The organism is Prosthecobacter sp. (assembly GCF_044222565.1).
Lineage (GTDB): Bacteria > Verrucomicrobiota > Verrucomicrobiia > Verrucomicrobiales > Verrucomicrobiaceae > Prosthecobacter.
Genome location: NZ_JBGANA010000005.1, coordinates 46,446 through 63,646 on the forward strand (window position 1 = coordinate 46,446; position 17,201 = coordinate 63,646).

The following is a 17,201-nucleotide window of genomic DNA, read 5'->3' on the forward strand; positions in this document are numbered from 1 at the left end:
GGAAGACACGTTATCATTTGGTAATGAAGCACGTGCACTGAGCGCGTCATGGCATGCGCTGTGCGTGTTTTGCGCTTTCGCTCCCCCTCTACATGGCACTGCTGTGGGCCTGTTAAACGGCTCAAGGCGTGTTAGGGCCGCTGGCTTCTATCCGCAGAAAGCGCGCCGTGGCGGCGTTGCTGCCAGTGCTGTCGCGCACTTTGAGTTCCGTGGGGGTGTCGCTCAGAATCGTCGCTGGTGTCCAGTTGATGAGATCACCGGAGACTTTGACCGTGGTGCTCATTTCCGCAGGACGCATCGGACTGCGAAAAACCCGCATCGTCAGGTAGGAAACGCCTCCGATGGTTTCGATCTGGTGCTGCGGCCGCTGCGTGGTGCGCAGCGCGGGATCGAGCCCCAGGGTGTATTCCAGCCAGTCGCTCAAGCCGTCGCCATCCGTGTCACGCTTGTAGTCCGTGATGCCAATGGTGACTGCAACCGTCGCAGGCTGCGAGTCCACAAAGCTGCCCGAATCACTCGCGATGTAGGTGAACGCATCCGGCCCCTGATATCCGAAGTCGGGAAAGTAAGTCGCCACCGTTCCAGAGATGCCGACAGTGCCGTGCGTGGGCTGCTGGATCACGCGCAGCTGCGGACTGACGCCGCTGGCAGTCAGCGTGACGCTCGCCTGCGTATTCAAGGGCACCACCAGCTGCGCGTTTGCCACCGTGGGGCCGACGTGGGTGCTGGCATTGCTGCTACCGGGTCCATTGTGGCAGTAGTAGCAGCTCACCTCCATGCCGCGCTTCAGCGTGAGCAGCCCAAACTTCGTGCTCAGCGCCCGATCCGCCTGCGCGCGAGAGAGCGGGGTGCCGCGCAGATCCGTGCCGTGGCATTCACGGCATGCAGCGTAATTCGGACTGATGGCACGGGCGATGTCCGCATGGTCCTTCACCCAGGTCTGGCTGCCGATGGGGTGGATGCCATGGGGGCCGCCCACGCTGTTGGACGGCATGGAGGGATGGCAGACCGTGCAGTCAGCCAGCTTGCCGCGGTGCCCCTGCTTGTTCCAGGAGTAGAGATTGTCATCCCGGTGCAGGGATGGGTATTCCGCATGAGTGCTGCCATGGCAGGCGCTGCAAACCAGGCCTCCATGCCCTTTTGAAAAACGGAACAGCGACTTGCCCGCCATCGGCGTGTCTGCGTTTGTGGCAAAGCGCTGGTTGGCAGGCACACGCATCACCCCCGGCGCGCTGAAGACGCTCGTGAAGCGGATCGATCCTTCATTGGCCTGGGCATCCCCGCTGTGGCAGGCCTGGCAGTTCGGCTCGTCCAGCCAGCCGGTGCGCGCCACGCTGCCGACGGTGCTCATGCTGCCGTGGCAGCTCTGGCACTGCATCACCAGAGATCCATCCGTGGCATTTACCGCGCCGCCCATCGCTCCGCGCAGGCAGCGTGTCTGGGAGCCTGGATGACAAAGGTAGCACGCATTGCGGCTGAGGGCGGAGTCCATGAGCTGGCCGTTGGTCGGGTTGGTCACGGTGGCGTGCCTGCCATGCATCGCCGCAGTCAGGGCCTTCACTCCTGCATAGCCGCCGGTGCCCAGCGCCTCGGAGGCATGGCAGGTGGCGCACAGCACCTGCTTGTTGGCATTCACCACGCTGTGGTACAGCCCCTGCGGTGCGTAGCCCATCGCCGCAAGCGCCGGCGCATAGAGCGGATCAGCGGCGCTCTTCTCATCGTGCAGCCGCAGGATGTTCAGGCGAAAGTCGCGTTTGTCATTCACATCGTTCACCCATCCGGCGGCGGGCATCGCGGCAGGTCCGGAGCCGGACTTGTGGCAGGCGCGGCAGTCCATCTCGTCTGAGACTGGAGCGACGATGTCTGCGCTGGCCAGCACGCCGCCGAGGGAGTTTTTCACCGAGATGCGCAGCAGCGGATACGGATTGTGATGGCCCGCATCGTCCGTGGGTGTCAGCGGAATCCCCGCCGCCTCAAACCATTTCATACCAGAGTCCCACGTCATGACCTGCGGCGTGTTGCCGGCGCCGGGCATCGACTTTCCCGCGAGCCCCTGGTCAGTGCCGAGGCCGGCGCCAAACAGCACCGCCGCATAATCATAAAAGTTCGTCTTTCCAAGGGATGTCGTGTTGATCGAGCCGTCCGGACTTGCCACGGCTTCATACGTCACGGTGATCCCCGAGGCCGTCGGATCGGTGATCAGATGCCCTGCGGCGTCCATGACCTGCGCGTTGATCGTGTTGAACGGCGGCAGGATGGAAAAGACGCTGTAGTCATCGTCCATGCAGTGCATGCCGAGGTTGTTCCACGCCACCACGGTCCACTGGCCGTTCCCGGCGAAAAGCAGCGCAGGCTGCAGCAGCAGCCCGGCCAGCATCCAGCGGCGCGCTAAGGAGAGACGACTCATGGCAGGGGATTTCGACACAATTCCATCTTCGAAACACGTTATCGTTTGGTAATGAACCCCCAATTTGGGTGCCAATTCCAGGCGCCTGTGCCTATGCTGCGCGCCACCATGCAAATATTGCTCGTTGAAGACGATGACGAACTCGCGCGCCAGACCATGCACTGGCTGCACGAGGCAGGTCACACCTGCACGCATTGCACCACAGGCGTCGCGGCCCTCTCACTGCAGCGTCAGCAGGCCTTTGCCGCGGTCATCCTCGATGTTGGTCTTCCGGACATGGATGGTTTCACGGTCGTGGAAAAAATGCGGGCCGCCGGGCAGACCCTGCCAGTGCTGTTTCTCACCGCGCGCGACAACGTGACCGACCGCGTGCGTGGCCTCAAAGCCGGCGGCGATGATTACGTGACCAAACCCTTTGCCATGGAGGAGCTGCTCGCGCGTTTGGAGGCCCTTCAGCGCCGCGCCGGCGGCAGCACCACCACCGCTCCGGCCACACGCCACATCGGCAGATGGACGCTTGATCCCATCAAACGCCGCCTGCTTCATGCCGACGAAAAAATCGAGCTCCAGCCCCGCGAGTGGACTTTGCTGGAAGTCCTCCTCTCCAATGAAGGGCGCACGCTCACCAAGAAATTCCTCCTCGAAAAAGTCTGGGACATCCAGTTTGACCCCGGCACCAATGTCGTGGATGCGATGATCTGCCGCCTGCGCCGGAAGATCGATACTCCAGGCCAGCCGTCCCATCTGCAAACCGTCCGAGGCAAAGGCTATGTTATCAAAGCTGTTCCCTGAGCGCATGCCGTCCACCTGGCGGCTGGGTCTGCTGCTCGCAGTCCTCATGGCCCTCAGTACCGCCCTCTGCATCTCCGTCGCCGGCTGGGCCATGCGGCAAAACCTCAGCAGCATCGCCCGCGCCGTCGTGCTCGATGATCTGGGTGAATACGCCGTGCTCTACAACCGCAATGGCCTCAAAGAACTCACCGAAGTTTTTGCCGCCGGCAAACACGAGGAAAGCCAGGCCGTCCGCATCACCAATCCCGCAGGCGAGACCATCTTCGAGCAGACCCCGGACGCCGTCGCAGGCTACAACTGGCCCAAACGTCCGCCCAAGAAATTGAAGCCATCTGAGACCTGGCTCATGACCATTCCACACCCCGAACGCCAGCAGCAGCTGCTCGTCGGCTGTCAGATTCTCGACGATAAAAATGCGCTCTGGTTCGGCCGCACCGACGCCGAAGACCTCGCCTACGTCGAGCACATCCGCCGCCATCTCTGGTTCGCCGGTCTCGCCTCCACCGTCCTCATGCTGCTGCCCCTGTGGTGGTTCGTGCGTCACGTGCTGCAGCCCGTGCGGGAGATGATGCTCAGCACTCACAAGCTCGCCCAGGGCAGCACCGAGGCCCGGCTTCAGGCGCCCGGCGCTGTCCCTGAACTCCAGGCCTTCGCCACCGCCTTCAACACCGGCCTCGACCGCATCGATGCCCTCACCGCCGAACTCCAAAACGCCAATGACAACCTAGCCCACGAGCTGCGCACCCCGCTCGCCCGCATCCGCGGCAATCTCGAAACCTTCCACGATCACATCGACAATCCCACCGCACGCGATGCCGCCGCGCGCGGCCTGGAGGAGCTCGACCGCGCCGCCGCACTCGTGCAGACCATCCTCACCACCCGCGCCGCAGAGCACAAAGCCTTGAAGCTGCACCTCGAAATCATCGACCTCCGCCAGCTGCTCGCCGATCTGTTTGAACTCTACAAAGCAGCCGCCGAAGAGCGCGGCCTCCACTTCACCCTCGAAGCCCCGGACACCCGCTGGGTGCTCATCGACCGCCAGCGCATCAACCAGGCCGTCGCCAACCTCCTCGACAACGCCTTCGCCTACACCCCGCGTGGCGGAATCATCACCCTCGCACTCAGCATCCATGGCGAGCAGGCACGCATCTCCGTGCGCGATACCGGCCCCGGCCTCACCGCAGCCGATCAGGCGAAAATCTGGCAGCGCTACGTCCGTGGCTCCGCCTCCAGCGCCCGCACCCCCGGCATGGGTCTCGGCCTCAGCCTCGTCCAGGCCCTCGCCCATGCCCACCACGGCACCGCCGGCTGCCGCAACAACGACGACCAAGGCGCCGAATTCTGGATCGACCTCCCCGCCAGCGATCCCCTCACCTCCGCGAATGTGGTTTGATCTGAGAAGCGGAGGGCTGCTGATGTATGGGACAATCGAATGCTAACGCCGCTGTTCGCTACGAGCGGATGATCAGCCCGCATAAATCCAACTGTAAACCTCAACATGGTCCTCAAAAACTTGTCCGTAGTTCGGTCCGCGCCCAGGAACATCTTCTGCGCGCAATCCAGCAAAATGCATGGCCTTGTCCGTAGCCCAGCCAACCTCTTCATCAAAAGCAGTGCGGTCGAACCTGTCCGCGAATGACAGCGGCATTTCGAAGGCACCCTCCCGTGCCAGCACGGCAAGCGCCGCGCAGGTCGGGACAATGGAGATACCACGGAGGTCTCGCAGTGACTGCGACATCGCCTCGGTAAATATGGCGCGTGGCTTGGACATCGCCATGCACAGTCCCAGAAGTCGCTCCCGCCACGACGCGCCCACAAGCATCGCTGCAACAAGCTCGTCGGGCACCGAAGGCGCCAGTGCAATCACCGGTGCAATCTCCCGCCGATAGGTGTCCTCACGTCGAATAGGATGAATCAGACAGAGGTAGGCACCTTGGGTCTGCTCGAAGATGTCATTCTCGGTCATGATGTGCGCATTCGGACTGACGACTCTTTTCCATTTTCACCCTAGTTCGTTCTGAGCTCCTCGTAGGGGTCTCCGTGTGGATATGAACGCTATCGAGTGATGAGGTGCACAACAGAAGCGGGGCTGCGAATCCAGAAACCATCGAATCCCGTTGGCAAAGTCTCCACGGAATCACATCTCTCAACGCCTGATCTCTTCAAATGCTCAGCTGCAAGGCTGGTGTCTGAGGCAAGAAGCTCAAGCCAGATTTCCGCCTGCTGAATCCCTGCAACGCAGTCCAACCACAGGAGACTTGAACCGAATTGAAAAACATTGTCCGGTTTGTAGGAATTAAGTTGCGGCAACCGAACGACATCCCGATAGAACCGCAACGTCGCCTCATACTCAATCAAAGGCACCTTCATGGCGATGTTCGGACCGCCTTGGAATGCAGGCCTAATCTCAACGTCGTTACTCATAGACGAAAAATCTTGTGGGTTAAAGCGGACCTCCGGCTGTTCCGTGCGATAGACCTAAACTCGCCACGTCGAAAAAGATACCAGATATGAATGTGACTCGGTTAAGGCATCTTTTCGTGGGTTCCCTGATGTCGGGACTATGCGTTTTCTTGCTGGAATACCGCTCTCTTCCATCACTTGACTCCGCCACACATCAGCCCTGAAAGGGCTGCGGATTACAGCCCAGGGTCAGCCGAGCCTCAGCGAGGCGACCCTGGGTTACCGCAGGCAAATCGGAAAGCAAACCCAGCGCTTCGCCGCAGTCTGCCGGGTGCCAGCAGCGTCTGACAAACCTCCGCCCCACGCCTGCGCCCAGTGGCAACGAAAACCGCGATAATGATCCTTAAACGAGTGCCCTTCATGCCAGATTCCTTTTGTTCCCTCTTTTGCGACTCTTTGCGGCCATCCATCTTCTTTGATATTTCTGCACCAAACAGCATAACATCATCAGCCAGCTCCTTACCCCGAACAACACCACTCCCCATGTCCAAACTCCGCGTCGAAAGCTTCACACTCTCCCTCGACGGCTTTGCCGCCGGCCCCGACCAAACGCTCGACAACCCCCTCGGCATCGGCGGCACTGCCCTCCACGCCTGGGCTTTCCCCACGCGCACCTTCCAGTCCAAGCTCTTCGGCAAACCCGACGGCGAGACTGGTATCGACGAAGACTTCGCCGCCCGCGGCTTCCGCAATGTCGGCGCCTGGATCATGGGCCGCAACATGTTCGGCCCCGTGCGCGGCCCCTGGCCCGATGAAAGCTGGCGCGGCTGGTGGGGCGACAACCCCGTCTATCACATGCCCGTTTTCGTCCTCACCCACCATCCTCGCGACCCCCTCGTCATGGAAGGCGGCACCACCTTCCATTTCGTCACTGACGGCATCCACGCCGCGCTCGAACGCGCCCGCGCCGCCGCAGGCGGAAAAGACATCCGCATCGGCGGCGGCGCCTCCACCATCCGCCAATACCTCGAAGCACGCCTCATCGACGAACTCCACCTCGCCATCTCCCCCGTCCTCCTCGGCACCGGCGAGCCCCTCCTCACCGGCCTCAACCTCCCCGCCCTCGGCTACACCTGCACCCAGCACGTCACTTCCCCACGAGCGACTCACATTGTGCTGACACGCCAATAGACCGATCATACACTCATTCCCCTTCTTTCGGCCATTCCAGCTCCCTCCACCCAATCCGGCATCCGTGTATTCCGTGTAATCCGTGGTTTAAATTCCGGTCCCCTCTGCGGTCTTCCAATCTCTTGGGTTGTAATTCTGCGTCTCTTTTTGGCCCCATCCACTCATCATCATGCACCGTCTCAAACGAACCCAGTTCTGGGGCCGCGACCAGGACGACGATCGCCTGCTGCATCAAGTCTTCGACGGCCATAAAACCGCCACCGCAGATCTCGCCAAGAACTGGCACATCCCCATTGGCGACTACGACGACGGCGGCTACGTCGCCGGAGACATCGTCGAAGTTTACGACCGCCGCGGCACCCTGCGCTGCCACATCCGCATCACCGAAGTTTACCAGACCCCCTTCGGCTCCATCCCTGAAAAGCTCTGGCGCGGCGAAGCCTGCACCAGCGCCGAAGATTTCCGCCGCGACCATGAATCCTGCTGGTCCGACGAAAAACCCACCGACGAAACCCCCATCATCGGCTGCCATTTTGAATTGATCTCGGTCGTGAACCCTTTCAGCACCACCACCCAAAAATATTCCCCTCTCCACCCATCCACTGTTCCAACTCCCCACGATAACTCACTGATCACCGACACAAAACTCGACCCCTCGGGGAAGAGCGTTACAAGAAGTGATCGTCAGGCGCGCGGACCCTCACCGGTCCCGCGCCTCTTTTTTTGTCTCCACCCAGCACCACTTCAGAGGTTTCAAAAATCTGTCTGCCCAAAGTCCTTCCAGCTTAACACTTGGAGCACCAAACCAAAACTCGGCTGTCTTCTGCCGCACTTCTCGAATAACCCAGCATCTCCGCCGCTCTTGAACCAAGTACGTAGTTCGGACTTTAGCCCGTTCCGGATCTCCGCATCGCCCCTGATTCGAAACCAGCCAGCTCAAGTATTGTAGTACCGGCTTTAGACGGAATCTGGGACCTCGCTCCTCGCAGCTAATGGGCTCTCTCTAATAAACCCACTCAGGTTGCTCCCCATTCCCTCAATCCCCCAAAATCCCTCCTCCGTGCCCTCTGTGGTTAAAAAAACGGGCACTCTTCCGCCCCCTGCTTCATCATGCGCGCCATTCCCATGAGCAGCGCAGACCGACATCGTGGCAGGCACCCGTTGGATGAAGAACTCTTCGGCCCCGCCTCCACACCCGCCCTCCGCCAGGCCGTGGCAGACCTCTCCTGGCTCCTCGGCCGCGGCTACGCCCGCAACTCCGCCGTCAAGCTCGTCGGCGACCGCTACGAACTGCGCGAGCGGCAGCGCCTCGCCACCGCCCGCGCCGCCTGCTCAGACACCGCACGCGAAGCACGCTCACAGAATCACATTCCCGCAGAAATCCTGCACGGCCGCACCGTCTGGATCGACGGCTTCAATCTCCTCGTCACCCTCGAAGCCGCCCTCAGCGGCGGCGTCCTCCTGCACTGCCGGGACGGCTGCCTGCGCGACATGTCCAGCGTCCACGGTTCCTACCACACCGTGGTAGAAACGGACACCGCCATCACCCTCGTCGGCAATCGCCTTGCCGAACTCCACGCCGCCTCTGTCCACTGGCTGCTCGACAAGCCCGTCTCCAACAGCGGCCGCCTCGCCGCCCGCATCCGCGAACTCGCCGAACAGCACGCCTGGCCTTGGACCGTCGAACCCGTCTTCAATCCCGACACCGACCTCATCGCCGCACGCGACGCCATCACCATCAGCTCCGACGCCGTCGTCATCGACGGCGCCGCCTCTTGGTACAACCTCGCCTCCGACCTCATCCTCACCCACCGCTGCGGCCCCGCATGGGTGGTGGATCTGCGCGAGTAAACCTTGCGCCTCCGGCTTTTTCTGCCCCGTCCGTCAGTGAAAGCAGGGCAGACCTAGTCCAGCCGCAAAAAGTGCAGGAGTCGCAAAATCAGCCCTCCAAATTCGGGTCCGTTTTTTGAGCCCTTCTTGCGCCTCATGGCGGCCACCCATCAATCTCACCGAAAAAACAAAATCCCCACATCCGCCCTTCCCACCTGCCACGATAATTCAGTAATCACAGACACAAAAGCTCGACCACTCTAGGAAGAGCCGAAACGAAAATGATCTTCAGGCGCGCGGACCCTCATCGGTCCCGCGCCTCTTTTTTGTCCCCGCACTGCGGAACTCAACTTCCCCAAGAGACCTAACGGAAGAAATCTTTTTACCCTCAATTTTTTTACCCTTCTCCCGCTCTAACGCCAGGCACCTTCTTCACCCGCCCGCACGCCGCCAAAAATAATTTCCTCTCCACCCATCCGCCTCTGCCACCCCAAACGATAACTCATTGATCACCGATACGACACTCGACCCCGGCCCCTCGGGAGAGAGCACGAAACCTAAATGATCGTCAGGCGCGCGGATCCTCACCGGTCCCGCGCCTCTTTTTTTGTCTGCTGCTGCTCGTTCCCCCAAGATCGACTCTCGGTCAGAACAAGTCTTTCGCCTCGCCGATGCGTTTTTGCCAGTAATAGGGCCGACGCTTCGCGTGGGCGACAGCGAGGATGACCACGCGGTCCTTCCAGATCATGAACGGCAGATAATATTCGCCAAACGGCGCGCTTAAATTGGCTCGGCGCACCACTCCTCTCCTTTGCCTGAAATGCAGCGGGTGTTAGGTGATTCGTTGCTTGGAGGACGTAAAGCAGTCCACAAACGCCTCGGCCAGGTCTACGTCAATCGCCGCGTAGTAGTCAGTGACTTCATCCAACTCCTGCTCGGCCAGAGGATGCATGGCCGTCAGCTTCATGCCGCCGTCGTCAGTTCGGCACGCCGAGCAGCAAGCTTGGCACGGACGCGTTCAATCGCCTCGTCAGCAGAGACAAGCTCCACCTCACCCTTCTCTACCTGCCTGACACGAGCGTCAATTTCTGCGTCCCAATCGGCTTCAACCGATGCTCCATCCTCACTCTCACCCATCGACGTGTCGAACTCCTGTCCCAGATCACGCCACAGGTCAAAACGTTCGGCAGGCCGAAGGCTTTTGATCTCCTCTTTGATATGATCCAGCGTCTGGCTCATGGCCTGAAATTAACGTCTCCCGTCACAGTTGTCGAGAACGATCCGAATCCCTTGGTCAGCGGTAAAAGTCGCCTTTTGGCAAAAAACACTCCACCACACATCCACCCCTCCCACCCACCACGATAACTCAGTGATCACCGACACGTACAGCTCGACCCCTCTAGGAAGAGCTCACAACAAAAGTGATCGTCAGGCGCGCGGCCCCTCACCGGTCCCGCGCCTCTTTTTTGTCCACGGCCACTAAATTCAGAGTTCTCGGAGCAAAACTATCTGCAAAAAAAACGCAGAAGTCGCAAAAACCAAATCATCAGATTCCGGTCCCATTTTTGCGCCCCCTCTTGCGTTTCTTTGCGGCTCCCAAGAATCCGATCTCTGAGGTTTTCTAATTTCGCTTCGCGGCTACGCAGCTCGCGGTGTAAAAAATCAGTGCTTCCCTAGCACTCCCCCATGCCCGCTCCCCACCGCTGGAAACCCCACGCCCTCCGCCTCTGGCGTTTGTCGTTGCTGGTCCTCGCGGTCCTCGCCCTCCGCCGCACCCACCCCACGGCTTCAGCCGTCGCCCTCACCCCGGACCGTATCCACGACTTCTTCCCCGCCGCTGCCTCTCTCACTCCGCCAAACAGCAGCGGCATGCAGGGTGTGCAGGACGCCTCCGGCATCACCCTCGGCCATGTCATGCAGACCTCCCCGGAGGCGGACGACATCATCGGCTACTCGGGCCCCACCAACACCCTCATCGCCCTCGACTCCCGCGGCAGAGTCCTTGGCCTCCGCATTCTCTCCAGCGGCGACACCACCGACCACCTCGCCGAAGTCGTGCGCCACCGCCCCTTCTTCAAGCAGTTCACCGAAAAGAAGGCCGCCGACCTCGCCACACTCCAGCCCCAGGCCGTCACCGGCGCCACCCTCACCAGCAGCGCCATCGCCGAAGGCGTCCTCCGCCGCCTCGGCAAAAGCGCCACCACCTCCCTGCGCTTCCCCGACGCCCTCACCCTCGCCGAAGTCCAAAAGCTCGAACCCAAGGCAGCCTCCCTCCGCGAATCCAAATCTCACCCCGGCTCCCAAGACGTCCTCGATGCCACCGGCACCCTCATCGCCCTCGCCGTCCGCACCGCCCCCGCCTCAGACAGCACCATCGGCTACAAAGGCCCCAGCGATACCTTCATGCTTATGGATGCCACCGGTTCCACCCTGCGCGGCATCGCCCTTCGTCGCAGTTACGATACCGAGGAGTACGTCGGCTACGTCACCGGCGACCCCGCGTTTCTAAAGACCTTCGATGGCATGACCACCGAAAACATCGCTCACATCGACTTCAACGCCGCCGGCATCGAAGGCGTCTCCGGTGCCACCCAGACCAGCTATGGCATCGCCGAAGGCGTCCGCGTCCGCGCCGAATCCTGGCTCAAAGAAAGCGAAGCCCGCCGCACCTGGTGGCAGCAGCTTCGCTCACGATGGCGCTGGCAGGACACCGGTCATGTGACCATCCTCCTCGCCGCCTTTGCGATGGCCTTCACCCCCCTGCGCGGTCGCGCCTGGTGCCGCCACCTGCACCACGCCCTGCTCGTCCTCTACGGCGGTTTCATCGCCGGAGAAATGCTCTCCCAGGGCCTCCTCGCTGGTTGGGCCGCCCACGGCACCCCCTGGAAAAATGCCACCGGCCTCGTCCTCCTCGCCACCATCGCCCTCCTCGGCCCCGTCTTCACCAGCAAACAGCTCTACTGCCACCACATCTGCCCTCACGGCGCCCTGCAGCAGCTCCTCGTGCGCCGCCTCCCCTGGCAATGGTCCCCTTCCAAAACCATCGACAAGACCCTCTCCAAACTCCCCTTCCTCCTCCTCGCCCTCGTCCTCTTCAGCGCGGCCTTTGCCTGGCCCGTCAATCTGAACGCACTCGAACCCTTCGACGCCTACCTCTTCCGCGTCGCCGGATGGGCCAGCATCGCCATCGCCATCGGCGGCCTCCTCTGGTCCCTCTTCACCCCCCTCGCCTACTGCCGCTACGCCTGCCCCACCGGCGCCCTCTTCAAACTCCTCCGCTTCACCGGAGACGCCGACCACTTCGGTACCCGCGATTGGCTCGCCGCCCTGTGCCTGGTAGTCGTTTTCCTCCTGGCCCCGGGCTGAATTGGGTGTGTTAAGCCATACCTCTTCCCGCCATGCATTCACGTCAGGCGCATCTCAACAAAATGCCTGAAATAAATAGCATCATTTTTGCAGAGTTATACGCCTACGGCTCTGACCCGCTATAATTGCATTACGTGGCTTTGGACACCCGATACATTTCTGTCAACTATCGCCCCCTAGCTTTTTCTTGGTGGTTAATCATCTTCTGATACTGCTCAAGATATGGACGCGATAAATCCTTTGGTATTCCAAGCGTAATCCGTCCATAGACAGGGCCGCTAGCATCCACGATGATAAAGTCACAATGATCAACGCTGCTTTCATCGAGATGAACTGAATAGAATTGTTTATCTCGTCGAAATTCGGCGCTTCCTATCTCCATGCCATGAGTTCGCTCTTCCCATAGTCTCGCCTCAGCAATCAGCTTGATAAATTGAGTTTTTTGTTCTGATGAATTGAAAACAAAATGAAAAAAACCTCTGGTACTCACCGCTGTGATGTCCTGTCTCAAAAGATCCGTTACAAACTGGTCTCTTATTATCTTCGGGCCTAGGTCAGGTTTTTTGAAGTAAAAAATCAAGAGGAGAATCAATGAGGATGCCATTGCCAGCAATAGTCTTGATGAGAGCTTTTTAAGACATGCATGCATATTGATATGGAAGCAAGGGATTGGCCGCGGCAATCACTGCGCCAGCACATTTGCCAGTTCCAAGCGGGATCTCCTTATCCAAGTTGAATACAGAACTAATTTTGTAGTCCAGTTTGGCTATGGCCCAGTACGCAGACACGTTTGCCGAAAACCAGGAATTCATCGCACTTTCCACGCGGCGAAGTTGCTAAGATACTGTTCCAGGTCCTGCTCTGCCAAAGGCTGAGTGACCTCACGTTCACCCAGCAGATGCTGAAATTCCACTTTGCTCAAACCCGCCATCCGGCAAGCCGCCGCACCAGACAGAATGCCATCCGAAAACAGCGCGGTCGCAAGCCTGCAGCGCAGTTCCCGCTCCAATTCACGCGGCGGAATGCGTACACCGACCAAAGACTCGGCCGGCAGAGTGAGCGTCACAGCTTGCATAGGATGAAGCTAACCCTCCCTCGCAGCGATGCCAGACGAAATTCGATGACGCTGCGTAGGTCCCGAAATAGATTCGCAGGAGCGCCCATTCTGCCCTCACAGCCGTACCAGTCTTCTCTTGGCTCCCGGCTGAAACCGGACTACCAGACACCCCAGACATGTCCATCATCCCCAAACTCGAGTCCAAATTCGGCCGCTTCGCCATTCACGGCCTCGTGCAGATCATCGCCGGCTTTCAGCTCCTCGTCCTCGTCATCATCATGGTCATGAACAAGGATGGCGCCGCTGCTTACCTGCAGTTCCTGGAGCTCAATCCTGAACGCGTGCTGCACGGCGAAGTCTGGCGCCTCGTCACCCACATCTTCATCCCCCGGAATTTCTCCCTCATCTGGGCGCTCATCGGCACGATGTTCATGATGTGGATCGGCCGCGGCATCGAAGGCGCCTGGGGAGCGTTTCGGGTCAATCTCTACATCTTCGGCTGGATGTTCGCCGTCACACTCGGCACCCTCCTCTTCGGCTGGCCAGCTCAGGGCCTGTTTCTCTACCAGACTCTGCTCTTCGCCTTTGCCACCCTCTTCCCCGATGAAGAGATCTACATCTACTTCGTGCTCCCCATCAAAATGAAGTGGGTCGCCGCCATCAGCGCCGGCCTCACCATCCTCATGGTCATTGGCAATCCCGGCCTTATCCTTCCGGTGCTCGTCGGCCACCTGAACTTCCTCATCGCTTTCGGCCCCGGCTTCATCAGCGAGCGCGCCCGCATGGCCCAGGTGGCCTCCCGCCGCAGCCGCTTCGACTCCGCCAAGGCCCCCGAAGGCACCTTCTTCCACCAGTGCTCCGTCTGCAAAAAGACCGAGCTGGACGACTCCCACCTCGACTTCCGCGTCCTGGACTCCGGCGAAGAAATCTGCACCGTCTGCCGCGCCAAACAGATCCCCGGCTAAGCCAATATAAGCACGCCATGGACAGCGCACCCCCCATGGACAAAGCCACTTCGGAGCCCGCGCCAGCCCCGGACCCGCTCGCCACCGGCTTCCTTGAGTTCATGGAAGCCGAGCGCCGCTCCTCGGATCGCACCCTGGCCAACTACGAACTCGCCCTCCGGCAGTTTCGCGAATGGCGCACCCCCTTCAAAGGCTGGGCCGAGCTCACCGCCGATGACTTCCGCGCCTTCCTCTTCGACCTCATGAAGCGTGAGCGCGGCCGCGCCACCATCCGCCTCCAGTTCGCCGCCCTGCGCTCCTTCTTCAAATGGCTCACCCGCCGCCGCGGCTGGAAGACCAATCCCCTCCTCGATGTCCAGCTCCCCAAGCGCGAGAAAAAACTCCCCGTCGTCCTCACCATCTCCCAGGTCGAGGCCATGCTCGCCCTCCCGCTGTCCCTCGAAAAATCCAAACGCGACGCCGCATGGGCACCCGAGCGCGACACCGCCATCCTCGAGCTTTTCTACAGCACCGGCATGCGCCTCAGCGAGCTCGTCTCCCTGAACGTCGCAGACATCGACACCTACACCGAAACCGTGCGCGTCTTCGGCAAAGGCAAAAAGGAGCGCCTCTGCCCCGTCGGCTCCAAAGCCCTTGAGGCCGTCCAGCGCTACCGCCTCAAAGCCGGCGTGCATGACGGCCCCCTCTTCCTCAGCAAGCTGCGCAAACGCATCACCGCCCAGGCCGTGGACGACGTCATCATGAAATATTGGCGCGCTTCCGGCATCCCCGTCCACCTCACCCCGCACAAGCTCCGCCACAGCTTCGCCACCCACCTCCTCAACAACGGTGCCGACCTCCGCAGCGTCCAGGAGCTCCTCGGCCACGCCAGCCTCTCCACCACGCAGATCTATACCCACGTCTCCACGCAGCGCATGAAGGAAGTGTACGAGTCCGCGCATCCTCGCGCTTAGACCAGTTCTCGAAAAGATTGTCATATTGAACCGGCGAGCGCAGCGGCCCCAGTGGCAAGGCGGGAGCGCCGCCTGCTATTGAAGAATAACAGGCAAGCGACTAACGCGGCCAATGGGGCCGCTCCGCCGTCCGGGCAATGTGACAAGATTTTTGAGAGTTGGTCTGAGTCCTTCGTCAGCCCTTTCTCACGGCTCCGCCACCGGCTCCTTGCCCACGAAGATCCCCAGCACCGCACCGCCGAAGATCCACGCGATCACATGATCCGCGATGTTCACCACGGCATCACGCGCCGGATTTTCAAACCAGATCCACATCGGCAGATCGGACGTCAGTCCCGCAAACAGTCCCGCCGCCGCCACGAAGGCAATGCGAGCCGGATAGTGCAGCGCCGTCTGAGACAGCAGCGCCGCGATCAAAAAGGCGCAGATCAGGCAGCGGACAAAGCTCAGCGCCAAATTCGTTCCCATGCTCACCTCTCCCTTGCCCGGGCGGATGACCGCATACACATACGGGCCATCCTTCACCGCCTTCGCCTGCTTCGCTACGAACTCCTTCTTCTCCTCCGCCGTCGCGATTTTCGGCGCCTCGCTCACCGCCGGCAGCAGGTAGATGCCATGGCCGGAAGTCACATTCGCCTTCACCACATCCACTACGGCAGATTCATCACGAAACGTCCGGAATCCATTTTGGTGCCAGCCGATGGCCATCCACGAAATCCCCTCCCAGGCGAAGACGACGATGGCGGTGAGAATTGCTCCAAGAATGAGTTTGCCCATAAGGTTCAATAGTATCTCAGACCGCAAGGGCAAGCAGGCAATCGGCCAAAACGATCAGGCAATCCTAGGAGGAAAACCTCAGCACACCGGCGTCAGCAGCGCCGCTCCGCTGAAGTGCGCCGCCAGATTCTCCACCACCAGCCGCGCCATCGCCGCGCGCGTCTCGTGCGTGCCACTGCCCAGGTGCGGCAGCAGCACGGCATTCTCGCACTGCATCAGCGCTTCCGGTACACGAGGCTCGTCCGCAAACACATCCAGCCCCGCGCCCCGGATCGTCCCGTTTTGCAGCGCCGCGATCAGCGCCCCCTCGTCCACCACCGAGCCGCGCGCGATGTTGATCAGCGTGCCTTTCGTGCCAAGCGCCGCCAGCACCTCGGCATTGATCAGGTGCTTCGTCGCCGCGCCCCCTGGGCAGGCCACCACCAGAAAATCCACCGCCTTCGCCAGCTCGATCAGCGACTCAAAATACTTCCAGTTCACCGCCTGCTTCGTGCGCCCATGATACGCCACGCGCATGCCATGCGCCCCCAGCCGCAGCGCGATCGCCTTGCCGATGCGCCCCAGGCCCACGATGCCCGCCAGCTTGCCATGCAGCGCATGCGCCAGAGGAAATGCCCCCTGCAGCCACGCCCCCTCATGCAGGAAACGGTTCGCTGCGATCAGCCTGCGGCTCGTCATCAGCACCAGCGCGCTCGCCGTGTCCGCCACATCCTCCGTCAGCACGTCCGGCGTGTTCGTCACGTGGATGTTGTGCGCCTTGCACCAGTCCACCGGCACCCCGTCATAGCCCACGCCAAACACGCTGATGATCTCCAGCTTCGGCAGCTGCTCCAGCAGCGCCACCGGGGCCACACTGCCCCCCGCCATCACAATGCCGCGCACCTTTGCCCCCACCTGCGCCAGCAGCGCCGCTTTGTTGCTGGCATGAAAATAATCATGGCAGGTGTTCGCCGCCAGCAGCGGGTTCATCAGAAAGTCCGGCAAAGGAGCGAGAATCAGCAGTTCATTTTTCATCTTCAGGTTTTGCGAACCTTTGCCCCTTTTTGCGGCCACTCAATCTCTTTGCAGCAATTCCCATCACCCTTCGCGGTTCCGCATCATGTCCGCCACCTGCGCAAAAAAGCCGTGAATGATCGGCCCCTCACCTTCTGGCAGCTTCACTTCCTCCATCGCCTCTCCCATCAGCTTCATCCACCGGTCCCTCTCCGCCTCGCCAATGGAAAACGGCATGTGCCTGCCCCGCAGCCGCGGATGCCCCCTCTCCTCAATGTAGGTCTGCGGCCCGCCAAAGCGATACACGATGAAATCCGCCAGCCTCTTCTCCGCGTTCTCCCAGTCATCCGGCGGATACATCTTGCCGATCACATCATCCACCCGCACCCGCCGGTAAAACGCCGTCACCATGTCGCGCAGTTTCGTTTCGCCCACCCGGCCGCAGAGAGTTGAGATTTCATCCATAA

The 17,201-nt window shown here is 60.8% G+C and carries 17 protein-coding genes; 8 read left to right on the top strand and 9 right to left on the bottom strand.

Translation table 11 applies throughout. The features are described 5' to 3' along the window. Positions 1 to 121 precede the first annotated feature (121 nt). Entirely contained in the window at positions 122 to 2,407 is a 2,286-nt protein-coding gene (locus ACILSR_RS08820) for a multiheme c-type cytochrome (RefSeq protein WP_395749387.1), read from the bottom strand. Between the two features lie 108 nt (positions 2,408 to 2,515). Between ACILSR_RS08820 and ACILSR_RS08825 the strand changes: the two genes are divergently transcribed. Together ACILSR_RS08825 and ACILSR_RS08830 are read left to right on the top strand one after the other, a co-directional pair. Next, positions 2,516 to 3,199: a response regulator transcription factor gene (locus ACILSR_RS08825; RefSeq protein ID WP_395749388.1), complete on the top strand. Its 684-nt coding sequence runs from the start codon at positions 2,516 to 2,518 to the stop codon at positions 3,197 to 3,199. Between the two features lie 4 nt (positions 3,200 to 3,203). After that, positions 3,204 to 4,592, top strand: coding sequence for a sensor histidine kinase (locus tag ACILSR_RS08830; RefSeq protein WP_395749389.1), 1,389 nt, complete (start codon positions 3,204 to 3,206; stop codon positions 4,590 to 4,592). A 72-nt stretch (positions 4,593 to 4,664) separates the two neighbouring features. Here ACILSR_RS08830 and ACILSR_RS08835 read toward each other — a convergent pair whose 3' ends face one another. Together ACILSR_RS08835 and ACILSR_RS08840 are read right to left on the bottom strand one after the other, a co-directional pair. Beyond that, entirely contained in the window at positions 4,665 to 5,165 is a 501-nt protein-coding gene (locus ACILSR_RS08835; protein WP_395749390.1) for a hypothetical protein, read from the bottom strand. A gap of 89 nt (positions 5,166 to 5,254) precedes the next feature. Next, positions 5,255 to 5,623 (bottom strand): hypothetical protein, encoded by a 369-nt coding sequence (locus ACILSR_RS08840; RefSeq protein ID WP_395749391.1) that lies wholly within the window; start codon positions 5,621 to 5,623, stop codon positions 5,255 to 5,257. Between the two features lie 522 nt (positions 5,624 to 6,145). Here ACILSR_RS08840 and ACILSR_RS08845 point away from each other — a divergent pair. The 3 genes from ACILSR_RS08845 (at position 6,146) to ACILSR_RS08855 (ending at position 8,644) form a co-directional block, all read left to right on the top strand. After that, complete coding sequence (locus ACILSR_RS08845; RefSeq protein ID WP_395749392.1) at positions 6,146 to 6,793, top strand: dihydrofolate reductase family protein; 648 nt, start codon at positions 6,146 to 6,148, stop codon at positions 6,791 to 6,793. A gap of 169 nt (positions 6,794 to 6,962) precedes the next feature. Further along, entirely contained in the window at positions 6,963 to 7,742 is a 780-nt protein-coding gene (locus tag ACILSR_RS08850; RefSeq protein ID WP_395749393.1) for an ASCH domain-containing protein, read from the top strand. Positions 7,743 to 7,903: 161 nt separating this feature from the next. Further along, positions 7,904 to 8,644, top strand: coding sequence for a DUF434 domain-containing protein (locus ACILSR_RS08855; RefSeq protein ID WP_395749394.1), 741 nt, complete (start codon positions 7,904 to 7,906; stop codon positions 8,642 to 8,644). Positions 8,645 to 9,586: 942 nt separating this feature from the next. Here ACILSR_RS08855 and ACILSR_RS08860 read toward each other — a convergent pair. Further along, entirely contained in the window at positions 9,587 to 9,862 is a 276-nt protein-coding gene (locus tag ACILSR_RS08860; protein WP_395749395.1) for an addiction module protein, read from the bottom strand. A 447-nt stretch (positions 9,863 to 10,309) separates the two neighbouring features. Between ACILSR_RS08860 and ACILSR_RS08865 the strand changes: the two genes are divergently transcribed. Then, complete coding sequence (locus ACILSR_RS08865) at positions 10,310 to 11,989, top strand: FMN-binding protein (RefSeq protein WP_395749396.1); 1,680 nt, start codon at positions 10,310 to 10,312, stop codon at positions 11,987 to 11,989. A gap of 166 nt (positions 11,990 to 12,155) precedes the next feature. On the opposite strand, the gene ACILSR_RS08870 is transcribed toward ACILSR_RS08865, so the two are convergent. Then, positions 12,156 to 12,569, bottom strand: a complete 414-nt coding sequence (locus tag ACILSR_RS08870; RefSeq protein WP_395749397.1) for a hypothetical protein — start codon at positions 12,567 to 12,569, stop codon at positions 12,156 to 12,158. Between the two features lie 228 nt (positions 12,570 to 12,797). Beyond that, positions 12,798 to 13,064: a UPF0175 family protein gene (locus ACILSR_RS08875; RefSeq protein ID WP_395749398.1), complete on the bottom strand. Its 267-nt coding sequence runs from the start codon at positions 13,062 to 13,064 to the stop codon at positions 12,798 to 12,800. A gap of 158 nt (positions 13,065 to 13,222) precedes the next feature. Here ACILSR_RS08875 and ACILSR_RS08880 point away from each other — a divergent pair, with 158 nt between their 5' ends. After that, the gene (locus ACILSR_RS08880) at positions 13,223 to 14,011 is read left to right on the top strand and encodes a hypothetical protein (RefSeq protein WP_395749399.1); all 789 of its coding nucleotides are present in this window, start codon (positions 13,223 to 13,225) and stop codon (positions 14,009 to 14,011) included. A 17-nt stretch (positions 14,012 to 14,028) separates the two neighbouring features. Further along, complete coding sequence (gene xerA / locus ACILSR_RS08885; protein ID WP_395749400.1) at positions 14,029 to 14,964, top strand: site-specific tyrosine recombinase/integron integrase; 936 nt, start codon at positions 14,029 to 14,031, stop codon at positions 14,962 to 14,964. 186 nt (positions 14,965 to 15,150) lie between these two features. Here xerA and ACILSR_RS08890 read toward each other — a convergent pair whose 3' ends face one another. The 3 genes from ACILSR_RS08890 to ACILSR_RS08900 form a co-directional block, all read right to left on the bottom strand. Then, the gene (locus ACILSR_RS08890; RefSeq protein ID WP_395749401.1) at positions 15,151 to 15,741 is read right to left on the bottom strand and encodes a hypothetical protein; all 591 of its coding nucleotides are present in this window, start codon (positions 15,739 to 15,741) and stop codon (positions 15,151 to 15,153) included. A 78-nt stretch (positions 15,742 to 15,819) separates the two neighbouring features. Further along, entirely contained in the window at positions 15,820 to 16,755 is a 936-nt protein-coding gene (locus ACILSR_RS08895; RefSeq protein WP_395749402.1) for a 2-hydroxyacid dehydrogenase, read from the bottom strand. Positions 16,756 to 16,818: 63 nt separating this feature from the next. Further along, positions 16,819 to 17,199: a globin gene (locus tag ACILSR_RS08900; RefSeq protein WP_395749403.1), complete on the bottom strand. Its 381-nt coding sequence runs from the start codon at positions 17,197 to 17,199 to the stop codon at positions 16,819 to 16,821. Positions 17,200 to 17,201 lie beyond the last annotated feature (2 nt).

What these genes read in the sequence shown, in the direction of transcription:
- ACILSR_RS08900 (WP_395749403.1), bottom strand. Translation starts at nt 17,199, where the DNA reads ATGGATGAAATCTCAACTCTCTGCGGCCGGGTGGGCGAAACGAAACTG.
- ACILSR_RS08880 (WP_395749399.1), top strand. Translation starts at nt 13,223, where the DNA reads ATGTCCATCATCCCCAAACTCGAGTCCAAATTCGGCCGCTTCGCCATT.
- ACILSR_RS08850 (WP_395749393.1), top strand. Translation starts at nt 6,963, where the DNA reads ATGCACCGTCTCAAACGAACCCAGTTCTGGGGCCGCGACCAGGACGAC.
- ACILSR_RS08820 (WP_395749387.1), bottom strand. Translation starts at nt 2,407, where the DNA reads ATGAGTCGTCTCTCCTTAGCGCGCCGCTGGATGCTGGCCGGGCTGCTG.
- ACILSR_RS08825 (WP_395749388.1), top strand. Translation starts at nt 2,516, where the DNA reads ATGCAAATATTGCTCGTTGAAGACGATGACGAACTCGCGCGCCAGACC.
- ACILSR_RS08890 (WP_395749401.1), bottom strand. Translation starts at nt 15,741, where the DNA reads ATGGGCAAACTCATTCTTGGAGCAATTCTCACCGCCATCGTCGTCTTC.
- ACILSR_RS08860 (WP_395749395.1), bottom strand. Translation starts at nt 9,862, where the DNA reads ATGAGCCAGACGCTGGATCATATCAAAGAGGAGATCAAAAGCCTTCGG.
- ACILSR_RS08840 (WP_395749391.1), bottom strand. Translation starts at nt 5,623, where the DNA reads ATGAGTAACGACGTTGAGATTAGGCCTGCATTCCAAGGCGGTCCGAAC.
- ACILSR_RS08835 (WP_395749390.1), bottom strand. Translation starts at nt 5,165, where the DNA reads ATGACCGAGAATGACATCTTCGAGCAGACCCAAGGTGCCTACCTCTGT.
- ACILSR_RS08845 (WP_395749392.1), top strand. Translation starts at nt 6,146, where the DNA reads ATGTCCAAACTCCGCGTCGAAAGCTTCACACTCTCCCTCGACGGCTTT.
- ACILSR_RS08875 (WP_395749398.1), bottom strand. Translation starts at nt 13,064, where the DNA reads ATGCAAGCTGTGACGCTCACTCTGCCGGCCGAGTCTTTGGTCGGTGTA.
- ACILSR_RS08895 (WP_395749402.1), bottom strand. Translation starts at nt 16,755, where the DNA reads ATGAAAAATGAACTGCTGATTCTCGCTCCTTTGCCGGACTTTCTGATG.
- ACILSR_RS08865 (WP_395749396.1), top strand. Translation starts at nt 10,310, where the DNA reads ATGCCCGCTCCCCACCGCTGGAAACCCCACGCCCTCCGCCTCTGGCGT.
- xerA (WP_395749400.1), top strand. Translation starts at nt 14,029, where the DNA reads ATGGACAGCGCACCCCCCATGGACAAAGCCACTTCGGAGCCCGCGCCA.
- ACILSR_RS08855 (WP_395749394.1), top strand. Translation starts at nt 7,904, where the DNA reads ATGCGCGCCATTCCCATGAGCAGCGCAGACCGACATCGTGGCAGGCAC.
- ACILSR_RS08830 (WP_395749389.1), top strand. Translation starts at nt 3,204, where the DNA reads ATGCCGTCCACCTGGCGGCTGGGTCTGCTGCTCGCAGTCCTCATGGCC.